An 18,548-nucleotide genomic window follows, 5' to 3' on the forward strand; every position below is an offset into this window, starting at 1 on the left:
CATGAGCGATCTCGCAGCCTCCACCCAGCTCGCCCCCGCCGCGCCTCGCGCGGCCGCCGCGTCCGCCAAGCCCCTCGCCGCACTCGATCCGGTGCTGCGGGGCGTCCGTTCCTTCACCGCCCAGCCGGCGGTCGCCAAGAGCATGCCCGCGCTCGGCCTCGTCGCCCTGCTCGGCCTCGCGGCGATCATCTGGATGGCGTTCAGCGCGCCGCCCGCCCGCACCCTGTTCTCAGGCCTTGCCGACGAGGAGAAGGCGGCGGTGGTGGACGCGTTGCGCGCCGCCGGCGTCTCGCATCAGATCGATCGCACCACCGGCGCCGTCAGCGTGTCGGAGACCGATTACCACCAGGCGCGGATGCTGCTCGCGGCGCAGGGCCTGCCCAAAAGCGGTCCGGACGGCAACGAGGTGATGAACAGCCTCCCGCTCGGCGCCAGCCGCGCGGTCGAGACGGAGCGGCTGCGCAGCGCCCGCGAAGTGGACCTCGCCCGCACCATCGAGGGCATCGACGTCGTCCAGTCGGCGCGCGTCCATCTGGCGGTTCAGCCGCCCAGCGTGTTCCTGCGCGACCGGGTGGCGCCCGCCGCCTCGGTGATGCTGACGCTGGTGAACGGCCGCACGCTCGGCGACGGCCAGGTGCAGGCGATCGTCCATCTGGTCGCTTCCTCCGTCCCCGGGCTGAGCCCGGACGGCGTGTCCGTCGTCGATCAGAACGGCCGCCTCCTCTCCCGCGACGGCAGCGGCCTGTCCGGCGCGTCCGATCGTCAGGTGGCCATGCAGAGCGCGGTCGAGGAACGCTACCGCCGCGCCTTGTCCTCGCTGCTGACGCCGATTCTGGGCGCCGGCAACTTCACCGCCGAAGTCCATGCCGACCTCGATTTCTCCGAGGTCCAGGCGACCCGCGAAGGCTTTCCTCAGGAAGCCAGCACGCTGCGCACCGAAGAAGGCAGCGTGACCGCCGACGGCGGCGCTTCCGCCGCCGACCGGCCCGCCGCCGGCATTCCGGGCGCGCTCGCCAACGAAGCGCCGCCCGCCGCCCAGGTCGCCGCGGCGCCCGACGGTACGCTGACGCCCGAAACGCCCGGCGCGCCCGCCGCCCAGGCAGGCGGCCGCCGCACCGAAAATTACGTCCGCAACTTCGCCGTCGGCCGCGAAGTCTCCGTCACCCGGCGGCAGCCGGGCGAGGTCAAGCGCCTGTCGGTGGCGGTCGCCATCAAGACGCCCGAAGGCGGTCAGGCACCGAGCGTCGCCGAGCTGAAGGCGCTGGAAGACCTGGTCAAGGGCGCGATCGGCTTCAGCCAGGGTCGCGGCGACACGGTCGCGATCAGCGCCCGCGCCTTCGCCCCCGCCGAAGCCGCTCCGGAAAGCTGGTGGGAAGCGAGCTGGATCGCGCCGCTGGCCCGCAACCTCACCGCGCTGGCCCTCGCCGCGCTGCTGGTGTTTGGGGTCGGTCGCCCGCTGCTGAAGCGCCTCGGCGCCGCCGCCAGCCAGCGCTCGGAAGCCGCCAAGGCACGCAAGCCCGCCGTCGGCGACGAGATCGCCGCCGCGCTGGTCGACCAGGCCAAGAGCGACCCGTCGGCCCGCGTCACGCTGGAGATGATCGAGGCCGCCCAGGATTATGAGGCGCGCGCCGCCCTCATCCGCAACTTCGTCCGCCAGGATCCGCCCCGCGCCGCGCTCGTCGTGCGCGACCTGATCCGCGCCGACGCCCGCAATGGAGTGGAACGCTGATGGAAGAGACACTGACCGCGCCGGCCGCCGCCGCCAGCCCCGCCTCCGTTCCCGGCGGCGAGGGACTTGGCGGGAGCGAGGCCGCCGCCATCCTGCTGATGATGCTGGGCGACGAGGAGGCGGCCGAAATCCTGAGCCACCTCGATCCGCACGAAGTGCAGCATCTGGGCAGCGCGATGTTCAACGTCGCCGACGTGTCCGAAGGCCAGGTGGAAGCGGTGTTCGACCTCTTCATGAACCGGGCCAAGGCGCGCACCACCATCGGCTTCGGCGCCGCGCCCCGCATCCGCGCCGTGATGGAACATGCGCTGGGCGCCGAGCGGGCCGAAACGGTGCTTGCCCGCATCACCCCGCCGACCCGCAGCCGCGCGCTCGACGCGCTGCGCTGGATGGACGCGAAGACGATCGCCGCGCTCATCGAGCATGAGCATCCGCAGATCGCCGCTTTGGTTCTGGCCCATCTGGAGGCGCCGATCGCGGCCGACGTGCTGCAGCTCCTTCCCGCCGACATGCAGCCCGACGTCATCTACCGCGTCGCCCGGCTGGAGTCGGTCACCGGCGAGGCGCTGGAGGAGCTGGAGCGGATCCTGGTCCGCGAAGTCGCCCGCGTCTCCTCCTCCCCTGCCACCGCCCGCGGCGGCGCGAGCGAGGCGGCCAAGATCATGACCAACCTGCGTCCCGGCATCGACCAGCGGCTGATCCGCACGCTCAGCAAGGTCGACCGGCAGCTCGCCCAGAAGATCGAGGACGAAATGTTCGTGTTCGAGGATCTGATGGAGCTCGACGAGAAGAATCTCGGCACTTTGCTGCGCAACGTCGACAACGACGTGCTGGTGGTCGCGCTGAAGGGCGCCGACGAGAAGCAGCGCGAGAAAATCTTCGCCTGCATGTCCGCGCGCGCCGCCCAGACCATCCAGGACGAGATCGCCGAGCGCGGCCCGATGCGCCTCGCCGAAGTGCACGACGCGCAGAAGGAGATGCTGGCGACCGCCCGCCGCCTGGCCGACGCCGGAACGATCATGCTCGCGGGACGGGGCGACGATTATGTCTAATCTGTGGGGACGCGACAGCGCGGCCGCCGCCGCCTCGGTCGGCAGCTTCGTCATCCGCCGCGGGGTGGCCGATTTCACGCCGTTCGGCGGCGAGGGTCCGCGCCCCGGCAACGACGACGCCCCGCCGCCGTCGGCGGAGGAGGAGCTGCGCCAGCTCCAGTCCGAAGCCTTCGCCCAGGGCTATGAGGAAGGCCGCCGCACCGTCGAGGCGGAAGTGGCGGCGGAGCGGGACGCGGTCGCGCGGCTCGCCGAATCGCTGGAGACGCTGCGACCGGAGCCCACCAATGCCCTGGCCCTTTTGCTCGCCGAGACGGTCGACCGCCTGGTCCGCGAGGTGGTGGGCGCGGTCGACATCGACCCGGTCACCCTGCTCGCCCGCGCCAAGGCGGCGGCGGCGCTGATCGGCGACAATGTCGAACCTTCGAAGCTACGCTGCCACCCGGACGATGCGGAGCTGCTCGCCGGCGCCGCGCTCGACGTCCCGATCGCGCCCGATCCCGCGCTGGAGCGCGGCACCCTGATCCTCGAGACCGGCCATGGCTGGGTGGAGGACGGCCCGGCCGTCCGCCTCGAGCGGCTGCGCGCCGAGCTCGACCGGATGGGAGCGCCGCGATGAGCCTGATCGACGAGGCGCGCAACATGCTGTCCGGCCTCAATGCCGGCGAGAACCGGCCCCGCCGGGTGGGGCGGCTCGCCGCTTATGACGGGCTGATGCTGGAAGCGACCGGCTTCGGCCGCCCGATCGGCGCCGGCGCGCGGGTGATCGCCGCCGACGGCCATGTCGCCCGCGCCGAGGTGGTGGGCTTCCGCGGCAACCGCACCTTGTTGATGGCGCTCGACGGCGACGCCGCGCACGAGGCCGGCGCCCGGGTCGAGCCCGACACCGGCGGCAGCATGGTGGATGTCGGCCCCGGCCTGCTCGGCCGCGTGATCGACGGGCTCGGCAATCCGCTGGACGGGCTCGGCCCGGTCGCCGCCACCGGCAAATGGCCGCTCGCCGGCCGCCCGGGCAATCCGCTCGACCGCGCCTGCGTCACCCGCCCGTTCGACATGGGCGTGCGCGCCGTCAACGCGCTGCTCACCGCCGGCGTCGGCCAGCGGATCGCGATCGTCGCGGGTTCCGGCGTCGGCAAATCGGTGCTGATGGGCCAGATGATCGCCGGCGCCGAAGCCGACGTGATCGTGGTCGGCCTGATCGGCGAGCGCAGCCGCGAAGTCTCCGACTTCCTCGCCACCAAGCTGAAGGGCGACGTGCGCCGCAAATCGGTGGTGGTCGCCGTCCCGGCGGATCATGCGCCGCTGCTGCGGCTGCGCGCCGCGATGCGCGCCACCGCCATCGCCGAACATTTCCGCAGCGAGGGCAAGAAGGTCCTGCTCCTCATCGACAGCCTCACCCGTGTCGCTCATGCGCAGCGCGAGATCGGCCTGTCGCTGGGCGAGCCGCCGACCGTCAAGGGCTATCCGCCCTCCGCCCTCGGCCTCATCCCCCGCCTGGTGGAGCGTGCCGGCGCGGACCAGCGCACCGGCGGATCGATCACCGCGCTCTATACGGTGCTCGCCGACGGGGACGACACCGACGATCCGATCGTCGACAGCGCCCGCGCCATCGTCGACGGGCACATCATCCTGTCGCGCGGCATCGCCGAGCAGGGCGTCTATCCGGCGATCGACGTCGGCAAGTCGCTGAGCCGGGTGATGGCCGACATTGTGACGCCCGAACATGCGGCGGCGGCGGCCACCTTCCGCCGCTACTGGTCGGCGTTCGAGGAGAATCGCGACCTCATCCTGATGGGCGCCTATGCGCCCGGATCGGACCCCGTGATCGACGAAGCGGTCGCGCGGCGCCCGGAACTGCTCGATTTCCTGCGCCAGGCGCCGGGCGAGCGGATCGGCTATGACGCCGCGATCGCAGCGCTTCTGCAGGCGATGGCATGACGAGCCGGCTCGTCCGCCAGCGCGGCCGGATCGTCCGGGTCCGCCGCCTCCAGCACGGCCTCGCCGCGTCCGCGGCGGCCGCCGCCGCCGGCCAGGTGCAGCTTCTGGAGCTGAACCGCGAGCGGCTTGGACGCATGCAGAGCGAGCTTCAGGCGGGGCGCGGCCTAACCGACGGGGCGGGGCTCGCCCGCATCGGCGAACTCGCCCTGCGCATCGACACCGCTCGCCAGGGGCTCGGCCAAACGATCGAAGGCGCCCGCGCCGTCGCCGCCACCCGCGAGGCCGAGCGCATCGCCGCCCGGCGCGAACAGGAAAGCGCCGAGAAGCTGCGCCAGTCGGCCGAGACCGCCGCCGCGCGGCTCGCCGAACGGCGGGCGCCCGGCGCGGGACGCCCGCGCCCCGGCCTCTGCGCCGAAGGAGACGAAGGATGATGGCGGTGCTCGCCCAACTGCGCATGGCCGCCCTGCCGAAAGCCGGCGCGGCGGAATTTTGCGAGGAACTCCCGGCCGAGGGGCTGTTCGAAAGCCTTCTGGCTCCGGAGAGCGGGGAAGAGACGGCCGAGACGCCCGATGCTCTCACCCCTGCGATGACGCTCGACGTTCCGGCGCAGCCGGCGGCCATTCCGGTGCCGCTCGAGGCGCTGAGGACAGCGCCCGGGAATCCCGAGCTTACCGACGCCACGACGCCTGTCCGGCCGGAGCCGCGGCAAGCCGCGACGGTGGCGACGACCCCGCCCCCTCCGCCGACGGACGCTGCGGCGGCGGACATCCTTCCGCTCCTCGACGCGCAGCGCGCGGTTGCGGTCACCTGCCGCCCGGTCGCGCCGCCGGCCCTCCACCCGGTTCCGGCAACGGCGGCCGCGCCGGTGCCGGTGCCGGCCACCGCCCCAGCCGAAGTGCCGGCCGCCGCGCACCCTGTCCTCGAAGCGCCGGCCGAGCGGCGGGCCGAACGCGCCGCGCCGGCGATTGCCGCCGCCGCCGCGAAGTCGCCGGAGCCCTCCTTGCCGGTCCGCGCCGTGCCGGAGACGCCGGCGGGCGCCGCGGCCGAGCCGGCGCGCCAGCCGGCCCAGTCTTCGCCCGCGGTCCAGGCGCCGCCTGTCCTCCAGCCGCAATCGCCGCCGCAGGTCCAGCCGCAACAGCCTTCGCCGGCCCAGCTCCAGGTCGCGCCGGCCGCCGAAGCCCAGCCGAGCCTCGCCGAACGGCTGATGGAGACGAAGCTCGATCTCGCCAAAGGCGGCGAATGGCTGGACCGGCTGGCCCGCGACATCGCCCGTTCCGCCGCCAATGACGGAATGATGCGCTTCCGGCTCAATCCCGAACGGCTCGGCACGCTCCAGGTGGAGCTGACGCAAGGGCCGAACGGCACCGCCATCCGCCTCACCGCCGAAACCGAAGCCGCCCGCGCCATCATCGCCGAGGCGCAGCCGCGGCTCGTCGCCGAAGCCCGCGCGCAAGGCGTGCGGATCGCAGAGACCCATGTCGATCTCGGCTCCGGCGGCGGCACTGGGGCCGAAGCGGACGCCCAGCGCCAGCGCCGCGGCCCCGCGGGCGACGACGCCCGCGGCCTTCTCCGCACCGCCGCCGGCGGCGGCGAATCCGAATCCGTTTCCGACCGGCCCCGGCGCCGGTCATCCGAACGCTACGCCTGAAAGGACCCGAGATGAGCGAAGAGACCGAAGAAGGCGCCAAGCCGAAGAAGAAGGGCAAGTTCCGCAAGATCGTCCTGATCCTCGTCGCGCTGATCCTTGTGGGCGGCGGCGGCGCGGGCGCGGGCCTCTATGCGATGGGCGGGATCGGCGGCGGCACGACCGAGGATCCCAAGAAGCCGAAGCTGGTCGTGCGCGAGGGCGTCTCGCGCGCCGACGCGGATGCGGCGCGGGCCGCGGCGGAAGCCGGCCGCCCGGATCCCCGCATCTTCCAGCCGACCTACCTGCCGCTGGAAAACAGCTTCACCTCGAATCTCAGCGGCGGCGACAGCTTCGTCCAGATCGGCCTCGGCGTGTCGACTTTTTACGACGACCGCGTCGCCGCCAACCTCCGCGCCCATGAAATGGCCGTGCGCTCGGCCGTCCTGATGACCCTTGGAGAGCAGGAATTCGAAACGCTTTCAACGGCTTCGGGCAAGGCGCGGCTTAAGGAGGAGCTGAAAAACGCGGTGAACGGCGTGTTAACCAACAAGGAAGGATTCGGCGGTATCGACGAGGTGTACTTCACGAGTTTCGTCACCCAATGACCGATCATCCCACCCTTTCAGAAGAAGAAGTCGAGGCCCTCGAAGGGGGCCTCGGCATCGCGTCCCACGCCCGGCGGCGCGGCTCGTTCGAGCCGCGCCCCTTTCCGCTTGGCGGAGAGATGGCACGGCCGCTGCAGGCGCTCCCCGCGCTCGACCGGATGAACGAGCGGATGGCGCGCCTGCTGCGCGACGTGATCGAGCCTTTCGCCCGCGCCAAGCCGCGCGTCGACGCCGATCCGGTGGCGGTGCGCCCGTTCGAAAGCTGGCAGGCGGAACAGCCCGAATTCACCAGCCTCAGCCTCTACCGGATGAAGCCGCTGAAGGGCGGCATGCTGCTCGCCATCCCGCCGGAATTCGTGCGGCGCCTGGTCGACGCTTATTATGGCGGCAGCGGCCTTCCCGTCGCCCGCGCCGCCCGCGAATTCACCGCCGCCGAGGAACGTCTGCTCACCCGCCTCGCCGAAGGGCTGGTCGGCACCGTCGGGCAGGTCTGGGCGGAAGTCGCGCCCTGCCAGCCGCAGCTCCGGGCGCGCGAGACCAACATCGCCTTCGCGAGCCTCGCCCGCGGCGAGGAGCCGGTCGCGATTTCCCGCTTCGCCGTCGCTTGGGGACAGGCCGAGCCGGCGACGATCGAGATCCTCTACCCGCTCGCCGCGCTCCGCTCGGTCGAAAGCGCGCTCGCCGCCAAGCTTCACGAGGATGCGGGCGCGCGCGGCGACGAATGGAAGCGCCGCCTCGACGGCGCCGTCCGCGACGTGCGCATCCGCGCCCGCACCGTGCTCGCCCGTCCCGAATTGTCGGTGTCGGAGCTGATGCGGCTCGCGCCCGGCGACGTCATTCCCGTCAGCCTGCCCGCGATGGTGCCGCTGCTCGTCGAAGGGCGCCCCGTCGCGTTCGGCACGATCGGCGAGCATGACGGGCGCGCCGCGCTCAGGATCGAAAAGATCGAAAACAGGAGTTTGCCGCAATGAACCAGCCCGACGAGGTGATGGAGGTCGCGACCGCGGAGGAGCATGCCTTCGGCCGCCGCAATTACCGCCTGCTCGCCGACATCCCGGTCCGCCTGTCGGTCGAAGTCGGCAGCACCGCGCTCAAATTGTCCGAACTGCTGGACCTGGCCGAAGGCAGCGTCGTCGAGCTCGACCGGCAGAGCCACGAACTGCTCGACATCATGGCCAACGGCACCCTCATCGCCAAGGGCGAGGTGGTGACCGTGAACGGCCGCTTCGGCATCCGCGTGGTCGAAGTCGCCGCCGCCGACGCGCGGCTCGCCGGGATCGAGCGCCGCAAATGATGACCGCCTACATCCTGAAGCTGCTGTTCCTCGTGCCGCTGGTCGGCGGCATGGCCTTTGCCGCCTTGTGGATGTGGCGCAAGGTGCAGCCCGGGATGGCGATGGGCCAGCGCGAACGGCTGGTGAAGCTCGTCGACGCGGTCCCGCTCGGCGCCACCGGCCGGCTCGCCGTGGTCGAATTCGAGGGCAAGCGCCTGCTCATCGCCGTGTCGCGCGGGCAAGTGCAGCTCCTCACCGAAGCGGAGGCCGCCCGTGTCGCGGACTGACGCCGGCGGGAATGTCCGGCCCTCCAATCCTCCCTGTGGAGCGAAGCTCCATGGGGAGGGGGACCAGCCGAAGGCTGGTGGAGGGGCGACTGGCGCCGTTTGCCCCTTCACCGCGCTGCGCGCGGTCCCCCTCCCCATCCGCTGCGCGGACAGGGAGGATCGGAAGGCCATGGCATTCCGGCTTGCCCTCCCCCTGCTGCTTTTCGGCGCGCTCCTGATCCCCGGCACTGCCGAAGCGGCGACCGCCGCCGCGGGCGGGCAGACCGGCGCGCTCGACCGGGCGGTGGAGACGATCGCCGGCGACGGCCGTCCGCTGTCGCTGTCGCTCCAGATCCTCATCCTGATGAGCCTGCTGACGGTGCTGCCGTCGCTGGTGCTGATGATGACGAGCTTCACCCGCATCATCATCGTTCTCGCCATCGTCCGCCAGGCGCTCGGGCTTCAGCAGACGCCGCCCAACCAGGTGCTGGTCGGGCTCGCCCTCTTCCTGTCGCTGTTCGTGATGCGGCCGGCGATCGACCAGATCAACGAGATCGCCTACACGCCCTATGGCGACGGGCAGATCAGCATCGAGGAGGCGGTGTCGCGCTCCGGCACGGTGCTGCACGGCTTCATGATCCGCCAGACCCGCGAGACCGACCTCAAGCTGTTCGCGGACCTCGCCGAAGCGCCGCCCTTCGCCTCGCCCGCCGACGTGCCCTTCTCGATCCTGCTTCCGGCCTTCGTCACCAGCGAGCTCAAGACCGCCTTCCAGATCGGCTTCCTGATCTTTCTGCCCTTCCTGATCATCGACCTGGTCGTCGCGTCGACCCTGATGTCGCTCGGCATGATGATGCTGTCGCCGATGATCATTTCGATGCCCTTCAAGCTCCTCCTCTTCGTCCTCGTCGACGGCTGGGCGCTCACGATGGGCTCGCTCGCGGCCAGCTTCGCGGGGGGCTAGGTGGAAGGTCCCGATTATTTCATCGGCGTCGCCCAGCAGGCGCTCTGGATCCTGGCGCTCGCAGCCTCCCCGATCCTGATCCCCGCGCTGGTCGCCGGCCTGGTGCTCGGCATGTTCCAGGCGGCGACCTCGATCAACGAGCAGACGCTCACCTTCGTCCCGAAGCTGGTCGTGGTCGCAATCTGCCTCGCCTTGTTCGGAAGCGCGATCCTGATGCTGCTGGTGGACTTCACCCAAGACATCTTCGCGCGGATACCCGAGCTGACGCGATGATCCCCGAAGGGTTCGCCGGCGTCGAGAGCCAGCTGTGGCTGTGGATGGTGGCGATGCTTCGCCCCGGCGCGGCCTTCATCGCGGCGCCCGTCTTCGGCGCGACCTTCGTTCCGCTGCAGCTGCGGCTGATCGTGGCGCTGGCGGTCGGCATCCCGGCGCTCGCCGCCACCGATTTCGTGCTGCCGGCGGACGGTCTCGCCTCGATCGAAGGCGTGCTGCTGGTCGCGGGCGAGGTGATGGCCGGCCTCGCGCTCGGCTTCGCCGTCATGATCGGCTTTTCCGCCGCTCTGATCGCCGGCGAAGTCATCGGCAACGCCATGGGCCTGGGCTTCGCCGGCATGATGGATCCGGCGAGCGGCCAGCAGAACCCGGTCGTCTCCCAGTTCCTGTCGATCCTCGCCACCTTCCTGTTCCTGGCGATCGGCGGCCACCTCGCGCTCGCCGCGACCATCGTCGAAAGCTATCGCGCGCTGCCCCCCGGCGCCGCCTGGATGACCGCGGAAAGCGTGCGCGGGCTGGTCTTTTTCGGCGGCGTCCTGTTCGCGGCCGGGCTGGCGATCGCGCTTCCGGTCGGCTTTGCGATCATCCTCGTTCAGGTGGTAATGGGGATGCTCGCCCGGTCGGCGCCGCAGCTCAACCTGTTCGCGGTCGGCTTCCCGGCCGCGTTGCTCGCCGGCCTCGTCCTCCTCGCCATGGCCGCGCCGGTCCTGGGCGAGGCGATCGTCGCCGTCATCCAGCTCGGGCTCGAGGAAGCCCGGCGGATCGCGCTCGGAGGCTGAATGTCGGACGCGCCGGACAATGACCAGAAGACCGAAGCGCCGACCGACAAGAGGCGGCGCGACGCGGCGGAAAAGGGCGACGTCCTCCAGTCCAAGGAACTGGGGGTCGCCCTGGTCGTGCTCGGCGGCGCGATCTGGATCGCGCTCGCCGGGCCGATGATGGTCGGCGCGCTGCGGCAGATGCTGATCGAGGGGCTGACCTTCGACGCCGCCGATGTGCGCAACTTCGATCCCGCCACCGCCGCGCTTCGCTTGATCGGCGTCGTCGTACTGCCGCTGTTCAGCCTGTTCGCCCTCACCCTCGTCGCCGCGATCGGAACGCCGGCCGCGCTGGGCTCGCTCGGTTTTCGCAGCAAGGCGTTCGGCTTCAAAGCCAACAAGATGAACCCGCTATCGGGCTTGAAGCGCATCTTCGGCGTCCAGGGCCTGGTCGAGCTTGGCAAGTCGATCGCCAAGGTGGCGCTGCTCGGCGCGGTCGGCGCCTGGCTGCTGCTCGGCGAGGCGCGGGCGCTGATCGGCCTGGCCGCGCGCGACATCGGCCCCGCCCTCGACCAGGCCGGCAACACCTTCATCGTCGCCGTGCTGGCGATGGCGCTCGCCCTCGCCGTCATCGCCCTGATCGACGTGCCGGCGCAGATGTTCCAGCGCACCAAGCGGCTGCGCATGACCCGCCAGGAGGTGAAGGACGAGCACAAGCAGACCGAAGGCTCGCCCGAGCTCAAGGCCGCGGTGCGCCGCCGCCAGCACGAAGTGCTGCGCGGATCGGCCCGCGCCGCCGTCGCGGAGGCCACGGTGGTGCTGACCAACCCCACCCATTTCGCGGTGGCGCTGCGCTACCGCCCCGGCGAGGACGCCGCGCCGGTGGTGGTCGCGCGCGGCCGGGGCGCGACGGCGGATGCGATCCGCGCCCTCGCCGGCGAAAGCGGCGTGCCGATCCTTTCCTATCCGCAGCTCGCCCGCGCCATCTACTTCACGGCGCGTACCGGCCAGTTCGTTCGCGAGGACCTCTATATGGCGGTCGCCGCCGTCCTCGCCTTCGTCTTCAATCTCGACGCCGCGCTCGCCTCCGGCGCCGCCCAGCCGCGGGTCGACGTGCCGCCCGAGGCGCGTTTCGACGCCAGCGGCCGTCCGGAAAACTGATCCGCTAAATTCCGCCGCCGGCGCGCCGTTACGGGTCGTGAACCGGAAGACAGGTGGATTGTGTCCGATGAAGGAGGACGGGAACTCCGGCTGATGCTGGAGGAGATCGAGCATTTGCTCGGCGCCGGGGGTCGGCTCGACCCCTGGGTGGCGGCGCTCGCCCGCGAGCTGCGCGCGGTGGAGGCCGAGCGGCTGGGCGAGCTCGTCCGCCGGCTGCGCGCCGATCCGGCCGGCCTGCGCGCCGCCCAGGGTCCGCCCCCCGCCGCCGCCGTCCGCCTGCTGAAGGAGTGAAAAGCGGCCGCCGCCGCTAAAGATTTCCGCCGCGCCGCCGTTCTTCCACACATAGGAAGGGACGGCTCATGACCTCATCGATCGGATACAGCCTCGGCATCGGCTCCGGCATCGACATCAAGGCGCTGGTCGACGGTCTGGCGGCCGCGCAGAAGGGTCCGCGCGAGGCGCAGATCGCGAAGCGCGAGGAAGCCAATGCCGCACGTCTGTCGGCGCTGGCCGAAGTGGGCGGCGCGATCGACTTCTTCGCCTCCGCGCTGGGCGCGCTCGTCTCGGGCGGGACCCTGTTCAGCCAGCCGAGCGTCTCCGACCCCAGCCTCTTCTCCGCCTCGGCGCTGCCGGGCGCGCGGATCGGCGCCCTTTCCGCCCAGGTCGAGGTCGTGCAGCTCGCCCAGGCGCAGACGCTGCATTCCGAGACGCTCGCCGGCCGCCTCGCGCCGGTCGGCCAGGGCGGCCTCGTCCTCACCGTCGGCGGCCGCACGCACGAGATCGCGATCGACGCGGGCAACGACAGCCTGGAGGGCCTCGCCCGCGCGATCAACGACGCCCGTTCCGGCGTCGTCGCGAGCATCGTCACCGACGCCGCCGGCGCCCGCCTCGTCCTGAAAGGTCAAACCGGCGAGGCCGCCGCCTTCACCCTGTCGGTCGCCGACGGCAGCGACGCCGGGCTGGAGCGCTTCGCCTTCGGCCCGGACACGAGCGGCGGCATGGCCGCCGCCCAGACCGCGCGCGACGCGGTCGTGCGTCTCGACGGCGTCGAGGTGCGGCGCGCCTCCAACAGCTTCTCGGATCTGATCCCGGGCGTTCGCATCGATCTGAAGCGCGCGGCGCCCGGCGCCGTCGTGTCGGTCGGCGTCAGCCGCCCCACCGCCGCCATCGAGCAGGGCGTGGCCGATTTCGTCGAGGCCTTCAACGAACTGGCTCGGATGCTCGCCTCCGCCACCTCCTCGGGGCTCGGCGGCGGCATGGCCGGCCCGCTGCGCGGCGACCTCGGCATCAAGGACATGCAGCGCCAGCTCGCGCAGCTCACCTCCACGGTGCTGGCGAGCGACGGTGACGGCCCGCGCACCCTCGCCGAAATCGGCGTGCGCACCAACCGAGACGGCACGCTCAGCCTCGACCGCGCGATGCTGAAGACGCGGCTCGCCGCCGATCCGGAAGGCGTCGAGGCGCTGTTCAACCCGAGCCAGCGCAGCAGCAGCCCCTTCGTCACGATCGGCAGCGCGATGGGCCGCGCCAAGCCGGGCGTCTACACCGTTACCGACCTGGTCCCCGCCGCCGACGGCAGCCCGGCGAGCGGCCGGATCGACGGCGTCGCCATGGTCGCGTCCGGCCGTTCGCTGATCGCGCCGGCGGGATCGAAGGCCCTCGGCCTCGTCATCTCGGTCGAGCGCGCGGTGGACAGCGCCACCATCACCATCGACCCGGGCCTCGGCGGCGCCCTTCAGGCGATCCGCGATGCGCTGCGCGGCCGCGGCGGCCCGCTCGAGACGGCGAACGACCGCGTCCGGGCCGAGGCGCGCGACATCGCCAAGGCGCGCGACGCGATGGAGCTGCGCGCCGAGACCTATTACAACCAGCTGGTCAAGCAGTTCACCTCGATGGAGCGGCAGGTGTCCGCCTTCAAGGCGACCCAGTCCTATCTCGACCAGCAGATCAAGATCTGGACCGCCAGCCGCGACTGACGGCCGTCATTCATCGAAAAAGGAGCGTTCCGCATGTACCAGCCGAGGGGCCAGTTCGGCTTCGCCCGCGCCCGTTATCATACCGTCGACCTGTCGAGCCGGATCGAAGGGGCGACGCCGCACCAGCTCGTCGCGATCCTGTTCGACGAAGGGATGAAGGCGCTCGACGCGATGGCCGCGGCGATCGGCAGGGGCGACTACGTCCAGCGCGGCGAGCGCCAGTCGCGGGCGCTGCGCATCATCTCCGGCCTCGAGGAAAGCCTGGATTTCGACCGCGGCGGCGAGGTCGCGCGCGGGCTTGCCGCCATCTATGCGGAGGCGCGCCGCCTGGCGCTCGCCGCCGGGCGCGACAATGACGCCGGAAAGGCGACGCAGGCGAGAGAGATGCTGGCCGAGATCGCCGCGGCCTGGACCCAGATCGGACGCCCCGCGGCGGCCTAGCGGCGAAACCGTCCCTCAGGCGCGGGCGAGGTCGTATTTGCGCATCTTTTCGATGAGGGTCGTGCGCTGGAGCGACAGCAAGCGGGCCGCCTCGGCGACGATGCCGCCGGTGCGGTTCAGCGCCTCTTCGATATAGCGCTGCTCGAAATCGGCCAGCATGGCCTTGAGATCGACCGGGCGGCCGTCGGCGAGCGGCTGCTCGGGCGCCGGAGCCGAAGCCGGAGCCTGAGCGGGAGCCGCGCGGGCCTCCTCCGCCGGTGCCGCTTCGGCGCGGGCCGGCGCCGGCGCTTCGGTCGCCTGCCACAAGGCGGCGCGCTCGGCGGCGCCCAGCCGGCCGCGGCGGTGAAGGATCAGCTCGACCTGTTCCGCGCCGACCGTCTGGCCGGTGAACAGGATGTTGGCGCGCTCGACGGCGTTGCGCAGTTCCCGGACGTTGCCGGGCCAGCCATGGGCGGCCATCCGGTCCATCGCTTCGGCGGTGAAGCCGGCGCAGCGGCCCCGTTCCTCGCCCTGGCGCAGGAAATGGCGGACCAGCAGCGGCACGTCCTCGGCGCGCTCGGCGAGCGACGGCAGTTCGATCGGGAAAACCGACAGGCGGTAGAACAGGTCCTCGCGGAAGCGCTGCTCGTCGATCGCCTGGTCGATGTCGCGGTGGGTGGCCGACACGATGCGCGCGTCGACCGAAATCTGGCCGCGGCCGCCGACCCGGCTCACCGCCCGCTCCTCCAGCACGCGCAGCAGCTTCACCTGCATGTCGTGCGGCATGTCGCCGATCTCGTCGAGGAACAGGGTGCCGCCGTCGGCTTCCTCGAACCGCCCGCGATGCTGGGCGTGGGCACCGGTGAAGGCGCCCTTTTCGTGGCCGAACAGCTCCGATTCGAGGAGATCGCGCGGGATTGCGCCGCAATTGACCGGGACGTAGGACTTGGCGGCGCGGCGGCTTTCGGCGTGGATCGCCCGGGCCACCATCTCCTTGCCGCTGCCCGAGGGACCGGTGATCAGGACCGAGGCGTTGCTCGGCGCCACCTGCCGGACCAGCCGCCGAAGCTCGACGATGGCCTGGCTTTCCCCGACGATCAGTCCTTCTACCCCTTCACGCGTACCACAGTCACCAGCACGCACGCTACGAACTGACTCCACCCCATTCCCCCCTGGCACACGCTTGTTCTTTTCTGGGGTCGATTGATGAAGAGAAACGGTAAACGAGAATCTAACCACGACACCGCAAGGTCACGAGGTCTTTCGCGTGGTGGAGACGGAGCGATAAAAAAATTTACCCACAGGCGTGCCACGCCTTTGGGCGAGGACGTGACCAACAGGTATGTTCCCGTAGAAACCGCGGTCAGGCGAAGGGCGCGGTGCCCTGGAGGGCGGCGACGAAGATCGCCGTCATCGCCGCCCCGACGGCGATGCTGCGCCGGTCCTTCAGCGCGAAGGCGACGGGATCGCCTTCCACCTGGCCCCGCCGGGCCATCATCCAGATGCGGTTCAGCCAGTAGATGAGCGGAAGGCAGAGCAGCATCAGCAGCTCCGGCGCCGCGTAATGGGCCGCCGCCTCCGGTTCGTGCGCGAACAGTGCGAGGACGAGGACGGCGACCATGCCGGCCGAAATGCCCGACGACATGACGACGTCGAGATCGCCGCCCACATAGCCGCGCCCGCTCAACAGGCGGTGGGGATCGGCGGCGTCGCGCATTTCGATATAGCGCTTCAGATAAGCGAGGCTGAGGAAGAGGAAGACCGAGAAGAGCAGCAGCCAGAAGCTCAGCTCCACCCCGATCGCCACGCCGCCGATCCAGATGCGGATCGTGTAGAGCGAGGCGAGCACGATCGCGTCGCCCACCATCACCGCCTTCAGCCGGAAGGAGTAAGCGATGCTGATCCCGGCATAGACGAGCAGCCAGAAAGCGAGACCGGTCCCGCCCACCAGGAGCGCGCCCGCGATGCTCGTCCCGGCGAGCAGCAGCGAGAGGCCGAGCGCGGCGGGGATCGACAGGTCGCCATGCGCCAGCGGCCGCTTGTACTTGGTGCGGTGCGCGCGGTCCGCGTCCACGTCGAGGATGTCGTTCACCAGATAGATGGAGGAGGCGATCAGCGACATGAACAGGGCCGCCGCGGCGGCGACGAACAGCACCGACGGCTGGACGAACAAACCGGAGGTGAGCGCGGGCACGAAGACGAGCGCGTTCTTCGCCCATTGGTGCGGGCGCATCGCGCGCAGCATCGTGCGGAGCGGACCGGCTGCGGGGGGACAAAGCCGCCGGACGGCCGAGCCCCGCGGCTGGTGCCGCACCGTCCAGCCCTCCCGCGCCGCGCTCCAGAGGCAGAGATCGGCCCGGCAGTCGCCGACATAGTCGAAGGCGCCGTCCGGCCCCACCAGGCGGCGGATCGCGGCGAGCTTGGCCCGGCCTTTCAGATTGGAGCGGGCGCGGGTGGCGATCACCGGATCGGAAAGGTCGAGATGGCGGGCGATGCGGCGGATGTTGCGCCAGTGGCTGGCGCTGGCGAGGATCACCGGCCGCCCCTCCGCCTTGGCCGCCGCGATGAGGTCGAGCACTTCCTGGCGGTAGGGAAGCCGCGCCGGATCGACCGGATCTCGCCGCGCCGCCATCGCCTTGGCGACCGAGCGGCCGCGCGCCAGCCACAGGATCAGCGCGAGCAGCGCCGCGAAGCCGGAGCGGGCGACCCGCACGAAGCTTTCCAGCGAGATGTCGGCGCGCGTCAGCGTCCCGTCGACGTCGACGAACAGGGGGACGGCCTCCCCGGCGGCCTGGACCCGTTCATGCAGCATGGGCCGGTACTCCTCCGCCGAGCCGCTGGCGCCAGAGCGCGGCGAGCTGGGCCGATGCCATCACGATCAACAGCGGCATAGCCGGATCGCGGTAGCGGATGATGATGTAGGCGAAGGCGTGAAGCAGCCAGAAGCCGATGACGGCGGCGCCCAGCACCCATTTCTGATCGCGCCCGATCGCGTCGCCGCGAAACCCCCAAAGGCCGAGCGCGAGGATCGCCAGATATTGCGTCATCTCGGCGATGCGCACCGCCGAGATGAGCGGCGAGGCGGCGATGTCTTCGGCATCGGGCACGTTGGGCAGCCAGAAATAGACGAGCTTGCGGGCGCCGAGCGCGGCCGCGCGTCCGGGATATTCGGCCATCCAGTCCAGCGCTTCGGCGCGGAGCCGGTCGGCCGTGCCGAGTTCGCCGAGCGCGCGCCGCGTGGCTTCCCAATCGGCGCCGGCCGGCGTGTCGGCGATGCTGACGAAGCGGCCGTCGGCGGCTGGATTGTTGCCGATATAGAGGTTGAACGCGGCGTTGGTCGAAAACACCGGCCGCCCCAGCATACGATCGGTCGCATGCAGCCAGGGAGCGAGCAGGATGAGCGCGCCGCCCGCGAAAGCCAGCGCGCCCAGCAGCACCGCCCTGCCGTCGCGATCCGCACGCCAACGCAGCGCCAGCGCCGCCGCCATGCCGAGGCACAGCGGCAGCGACGATCCGCCGGTCAGCAGGGCCGCGCCCCACGCCGCCCCGCCCGCGAAAGCGGCGAGAACGGGTCGAGCGCCGCGCACCGTCTTCAGCGCGGCGAGCGCGAAGGCGAGGAACAGGATGGCGGAGAGATTCTCCTTCGCGAGCAGGGTCGCGTTCCAGATGCCGGGAAGCCACAGCGCGTAACCCAGCGCCGCGATCAGCGACGCGTCGCGCCGCCGGGTCAGCTCGAAGGCCACGGCGGCCGCGAGCCAGCAGCCGAGCGCCGCCAGCAGGAGATTGAGGACGAGCGCGGTGCCGGCCCCGCCGCCTACCCCCATCAGCCCGAGCGCGAGCAAGGCGGGATAGCCGATATTGTAGAAAGCGTGCTGACCGAACGTATCGACCGGAACGCCTGTTTCCGCCAGGGACCGAGCGATGGCGAGATAAGCGAGCGCGTCGCTTTCGACATGCTGGTCCAGCACCAAGGCGGCGAGCGCGCGGAGGACGACGGCGAGCAAGGCGATCGCGGCCAGGGCGGTAAACGGCCCCGGCCCCTCCCCGTCACGCACCACCCTGTCGATCGTTCGCGCCATGAACCCAGCCGCTATCAAACAGGCGTGGCGAAGCGGTTAACGGGCCGATCAGGCCGACCGCGCGACCAGCACGCAGCCGCCCGCGATCAGCAGCGTGCCGGCGACCCGGGCGAGCCCGACATCCTCGTTGAGGAACATGGCGCCGGCCACCATGGTGAGGATGAAGCCGATGCCGACGAACGGGTAAGCGAGCGACAGCGGCGCCCGGCCCAGCACGAACAGCCAGAGGAGCGCGCCGAGCCCGTAGAGCGCCAGGCCGACGAACACCATCGGCGACTGGAGCAGCCCGCCGACCTCTCCGCCGACCCCCGCAGTCCGCGCCTCGGCCGCCGCGCCGGTGCCGAGCTTCAGGGCGAGCTGGGCCAATGCCGACAGCGACACGCTGGCGAGGATGAGGAGGAGAAGGCGGACGGTCATAGGCCCCACGGCC

General features: G+C 71.2%; 21 protein-coding genes. 17 read left to right on the plus strand and 4 right to left on the minus strand.

Annotated elements, in window-relative coordinates; translation table 11 throughout:
- Position 1 precedes the first annotated feature (1 nt).
- The 17 genes from fliF (at position 2) to fliS (ending at position 14,060) form a co-directional block, all read left to right on the plus strand.
- Positions 2-1,729 carry a flagellar basal-body MS-ring/collar protein FliF gene (fliF, locus tag ACK4K7_RS07050; protein WP_431864683.1) on the plus strand — a complete coding sequence of 576 codons (1,728 nt, stop codon included), beginning with the start codon at positions 2-4 and terminating at the stop codon, positions 1,727-1,729.
- Positions 1,729-2,781 (plus strand): flagellar motor switch protein FliG, encoded by a 1,053-nt coding sequence (fliG, locus tag ACK4K7_RS07055; protein ID WP_431864684.1) that lies wholly within the window; start codon positions 1,729-1,731, stop codon positions 2,779-2,781. The genes fliF and fliG overlap by 1 nt, the downstream gene beginning before the upstream one ends.
- Entirely contained in the window at positions 2,774-3,397 is a 624-nt protein-coding gene (locus ACK4K7_RS07060) for a FliH/SctL family protein (protein WP_431864686.1), read from the plus strand. The genes fliG and ACK4K7_RS07060 overlap by 8 nt, the downstream gene beginning before the upstream one ends.
- Positions 3,394-4,716 carry a FliI/YscN family ATPase gene (locus ACK4K7_RS07065; protein WP_431864687.1) on the plus strand — a complete coding sequence of 441 codons (1,323 nt, stop codon included), beginning with the start codon at positions 3,394-3,396 and terminating at the stop codon, positions 4,714-4,716. The genes ACK4K7_RS07060 and ACK4K7_RS07065 overlap by 4 nt, the downstream gene beginning before the upstream one ends.
- Complete coding sequence (locus ACK4K7_RS07070) at positions 4,713-5,147, plus strand: hypothetical protein (protein ID WP_431864688.1); 435 nt, start codon at positions 4,713-4,715, stop codon at positions 5,145-5,147. Before ACK4K7_RS07065 ends, ACK4K7_RS07070 begins: the two co-directional genes overlap by 4 nt.
- Positions 5,144-6,364, plus strand: a complete 1,221-nt coding sequence (locus tag ACK4K7_RS07075) for a flagellar hook-length control protein FliK (RefSeq protein WP_431864690.1) — start codon at positions 5,144-5,146, stop codon at positions 6,362-6,364. Before ACK4K7_RS07070 ends, ACK4K7_RS07075 begins: the two co-directional genes overlap by 4 nt.
- 11 nt (positions 6,365-6,375) lie before the next feature.
- The gene (locus ACK4K7_RS07080) at positions 6,376-6,948 is read left to right on the plus strand and encodes a flagellar basal body-associated FliL family protein (protein ID WP_431864692.1); all 573 of its coding nucleotides are present in this window, start codon (positions 6,376-6,378) and stop codon (positions 6,946-6,948) included.
- Positions 6,945-7,919 carry a flagellar motor switch protein FliM gene (locus tag ACK4K7_RS07085; RefSeq protein ID WP_431864693.1) on the plus strand — a complete coding sequence of 325 codons (975 nt, stop codon included), beginning with the start codon at positions 6,945-6,947 and terminating at the stop codon, positions 7,917-7,919. The genes ACK4K7_RS07080 and ACK4K7_RS07085 overlap by 4 nt, the downstream gene beginning before the upstream one ends.
- Positions 7,916-8,242 carry a flagellar motor switch protein FliN gene (fliN, locus tag ACK4K7_RS07090; protein ID WP_431864695.1) on the plus strand — a complete coding sequence of 109 codons (327 nt, stop codon included), beginning with the start codon at positions 7,916-7,918 and terminating at the stop codon, positions 8,240-8,242. The genes ACK4K7_RS07085 and fliN overlap by 4 nt, the downstream gene beginning before the upstream one ends.
- Complete coding sequence (locus ACK4K7_RS07095; RefSeq protein WP_431864697.1) at positions 8,239-8,508, plus strand: FliO/MopB family protein; 270 nt, start codon at positions 8,239-8,241, stop codon at positions 8,506-8,508. Before fliN ends, ACK4K7_RS07095 begins: the two co-directional genes overlap by 4 nt.
- Before the next feature lie 169 nt (positions 8,509-8,677).
- The gene (gene fliP, locus ACK4K7_RS07100; RefSeq protein ID WP_431864698.1) at positions 8,678-9,451 is read left to right on the plus strand and encodes a flagellar type III secretion system pore protein FliP; all 774 of its coding nucleotides are present in this window, start codon (positions 8,678-8,680) and stop codon (positions 9,449-9,451) included.
- Positions 9,452-9,724, plus strand: a complete 273-nt coding sequence (gene fliQ, locus ACK4K7_RS07105; RefSeq protein ID WP_431864700.1) for a flagellar biosynthesis protein FliQ — start codon at positions 9,452-9,454, stop codon at positions 9,722-9,724.
- Positions 9,721-10,503, plus strand: coding sequence for a flagellar biosynthetic protein FliR (gene fliR / locus ACK4K7_RS07110; protein WP_431864702.1), 783 nt, complete (start codon positions 9,721-9,723; stop codon positions 10,501-10,503). Before fliQ ends, fliR begins: the two co-directional genes overlap by 4 nt.
- The gene (locus ACK4K7_RS07115) at positions 10,504-11,643 is read left to right on the plus strand and encodes an EscU/YscU/HrcU family type III secretion system export apparatus switch protein (RefSeq protein WP_431864704.1); all 1,140 of its coding nucleotides are present in this window, start codon (positions 10,504-10,506) and stop codon (positions 11,641-11,643) included.
- A gap of 60 nt (positions 11,644-11,703) precedes the next feature.
- Positions 11,704-11,934, plus strand: a complete 231-nt coding sequence (locus ACK4K7_RS07120) for a hypothetical protein (protein WP_431864705.1) — start codon at positions 11,704-11,706, stop codon at positions 11,932-11,934.
- Between the two features lie 68 nt (positions 11,935-12,002).
- Positions 12,003-13,619, plus strand: coding sequence for a flagellar filament capping protein FliD (gene fliD / locus ACK4K7_RS07125; RefSeq protein ID WP_431864707.1), 1,617 nt, complete (start codon positions 12,003-12,005; stop codon positions 13,617-13,619).
- Positions 13,620-13,652: 33 nt separating this feature from the next.
- The gene (gene fliS / locus ACK4K7_RS07130; protein WP_431864709.1) at positions 13,653-14,060 is read left to right on the plus strand and encodes a flagellar export chaperone FliS; all 408 of its coding nucleotides are present in this window, start codon (positions 13,653-13,655) and stop codon (positions 14,058-14,060) included.
- A gap of 15 nt (positions 14,061-14,075) precedes the next feature.
- Here fliS and ACK4K7_RS07135 read toward each other — a convergent pair whose 3' ends face one another.
- From ACK4K7_RS07135 to ACK4K7_RS07150, 4 genes are all read right to left on the minus strand, one after another.
- Complete coding sequence (locus ACK4K7_RS07135; RefSeq protein ID WP_431864710.1) at positions 14,076-15,200, minus strand: sigma-54 interaction domain-containing protein; 1,125 nt, start codon at positions 15,198-15,200, stop codon at positions 14,076-14,078.
- 202 nt (positions 15,201-15,402) lie between these two features.
- A complete protein-coding gene (locus ACK4K7_RS07140; RefSeq protein WP_431864712.1) occupies positions 15,403-16,851 on the minus strand; it encodes a UbiA family prenyltransferase in 1,449 nt (482 codons plus the stop codon).
- Positions 16,841-18,118 carry a hypothetical protein gene (locus ACK4K7_RS07145; RefSeq protein ID WP_431864714.1) on the minus strand — a complete coding sequence of 426 codons (1,278 nt, stop codon included), beginning with the start codon at positions 18,116-18,118 and terminating at the stop codon, positions 16,841-16,843. The genes ACK4K7_RS07140 and ACK4K7_RS07145 overlap by 11 nt, the downstream gene beginning before the upstream one ends.
- Positions 18,119-18,166: 48 nt before the next feature.
- A complete protein-coding gene (locus ACK4K7_RS07150; RefSeq protein WP_431864715.1) occupies positions 18,167-18,535 on the minus strand; it encodes a hypothetical protein in 369 nt (122 codons plus the stop codon).
- Between the last annotated feature and the right edge of the window lie 13 nt (positions 18,536-18,548).

This window comes from Allosphingosinicella sp. (genome assembly GCF_046295735.1).
In the GTDB taxonomy this organism is placed as follows: Bacteria; Pseudomonadota; Alphaproteobacteria; order Sphingomonadales; family Sphingomonadaceae; genus Allosphingosinicella.

What these genes read in the sequence shown, in the direction of transcription:
- fliF (WP_431864683.1), top strand. Translation starts at nt 2, where the DNA reads ATGAGCGATCTCGCAGCCTCCACCCAGCTCGCCCCCGCCGCGCCTCGC.
- fliG (WP_431864684.1), top strand. Translation starts at nt 1,729, where the DNA reads ATGGAAGAGACACTGACCGCGCCGGCCGCCGCCGCCAGCCCCGCCTCC.
- ACK4K7_RS07060 (WP_431864686.1), top strand. Translation starts at nt 2,774, where the DNA reads ATGTCTAATCTGTGGGGACGCGACAGCGCGGCCGCCGCCGCCTCGGTC.
- ACK4K7_RS07065 (WP_431864687.1), top strand. Translation starts at nt 3,394, where the DNA reads ATGAGCCTGATCGACGAGGCGCGCAACATGCTGTCCGGCCTCAATGCC.
- ACK4K7_RS07070 (WP_431864688.1), top strand. Translation starts at nt 4,713, where the DNA reads ATGACGAGCCGGCTCGTCCGCCAGCGCGGCCGGATCGTCCGGGTCCGC.
- ACK4K7_RS07075 (WP_431864690.1), top strand. Translation starts at nt 5,144, where the DNA reads ATGATGGCGGTGCTCGCCCAACTGCGCATGGCCGCCCTGCCGAAAGCC.
- ACK4K7_RS07080 (WP_431864692.1), top strand. Translation starts at nt 6,376, where the DNA reads ATGAGCGAAGAGACCGAAGAAGGCGCCAAGCCGAAGAAGAAGGGCAAG.
- ACK4K7_RS07085 (WP_431864693.1), top strand. Translation starts at nt 6,945, where the DNA reads ATGACCGATCATCCCACCCTTTCAGAAGAAGAAGTCGAGGCCCTCGAA.
- fliN (WP_431864695.1), top strand. Translation starts at nt 7,916, where the DNA reads ATGAACCAGCCCGACGAGGTGATGGAGGTCGCGACCGCGGAGGAGCAT.
- ACK4K7_RS07095 (WP_431864697.1), top strand. Translation starts at nt 8,239, where the DNA reads ATGATGACCGCCTACATCCTGAAGCTGCTGTTCCTCGTGCCGCTGGTC.
- fliP (WP_431864698.1), top strand. Translation starts at nt 8,678, where the DNA reads ATGGCATTCCGGCTTGCCCTCCCCCTGCTGCTTTTCGGCGCGCTCCTG.
- fliR (WP_431864702.1), top strand. Translation starts at nt 9,721, where the DNA reads ATGATCCCCGAAGGGTTCGCCGGCGTCGAGAGCCAGCTGTGGCTGTGG.
- ACK4K7_RS07115 (WP_431864704.1), top strand. Translation starts at nt 10,504, where the DNA reads ATGTCGGACGCGCCGGACAATGACCAGAAGACCGAAGCGCCGACCGAC.
- fliD (WP_431864707.1), top strand. Translation starts at nt 12,003, where the DNA reads ATGACCTCATCGATCGGATACAGCCTCGGCATCGGCTCCGGCATCGAC.
- fliS (WP_431864709.1), top strand. Translation starts at nt 13,653, where the DNA reads ATGTACCAGCCGAGGGGCCAGTTCGGCTTCGCCCGCGCCCGTTATCAT.
- ACK4K7_RS07140 (WP_431864712.1), bottom strand. Translation starts at nt 16,851, where the DNA reads ATGCTGCATGAACGGGTCCAGGCCGCCGGGGAGGCCGTCCCCCTGTTC.
- ACK4K7_RS07145 (WP_431864714.1), bottom strand. Translation starts at nt 18,118, where the DNA reads ATGGCGCGAACGATCGACAGGGTGGTGCGTGACGGGGAGGGGCCGGGG.
- ACK4K7_RS07150 (WP_431864715.1), bottom strand. Translation starts at nt 18,535, where the DNA reads ATGACCGTCCGCCTTCTCCTCCTCATCCTCGCCAGCGTGTCGCTGTCG.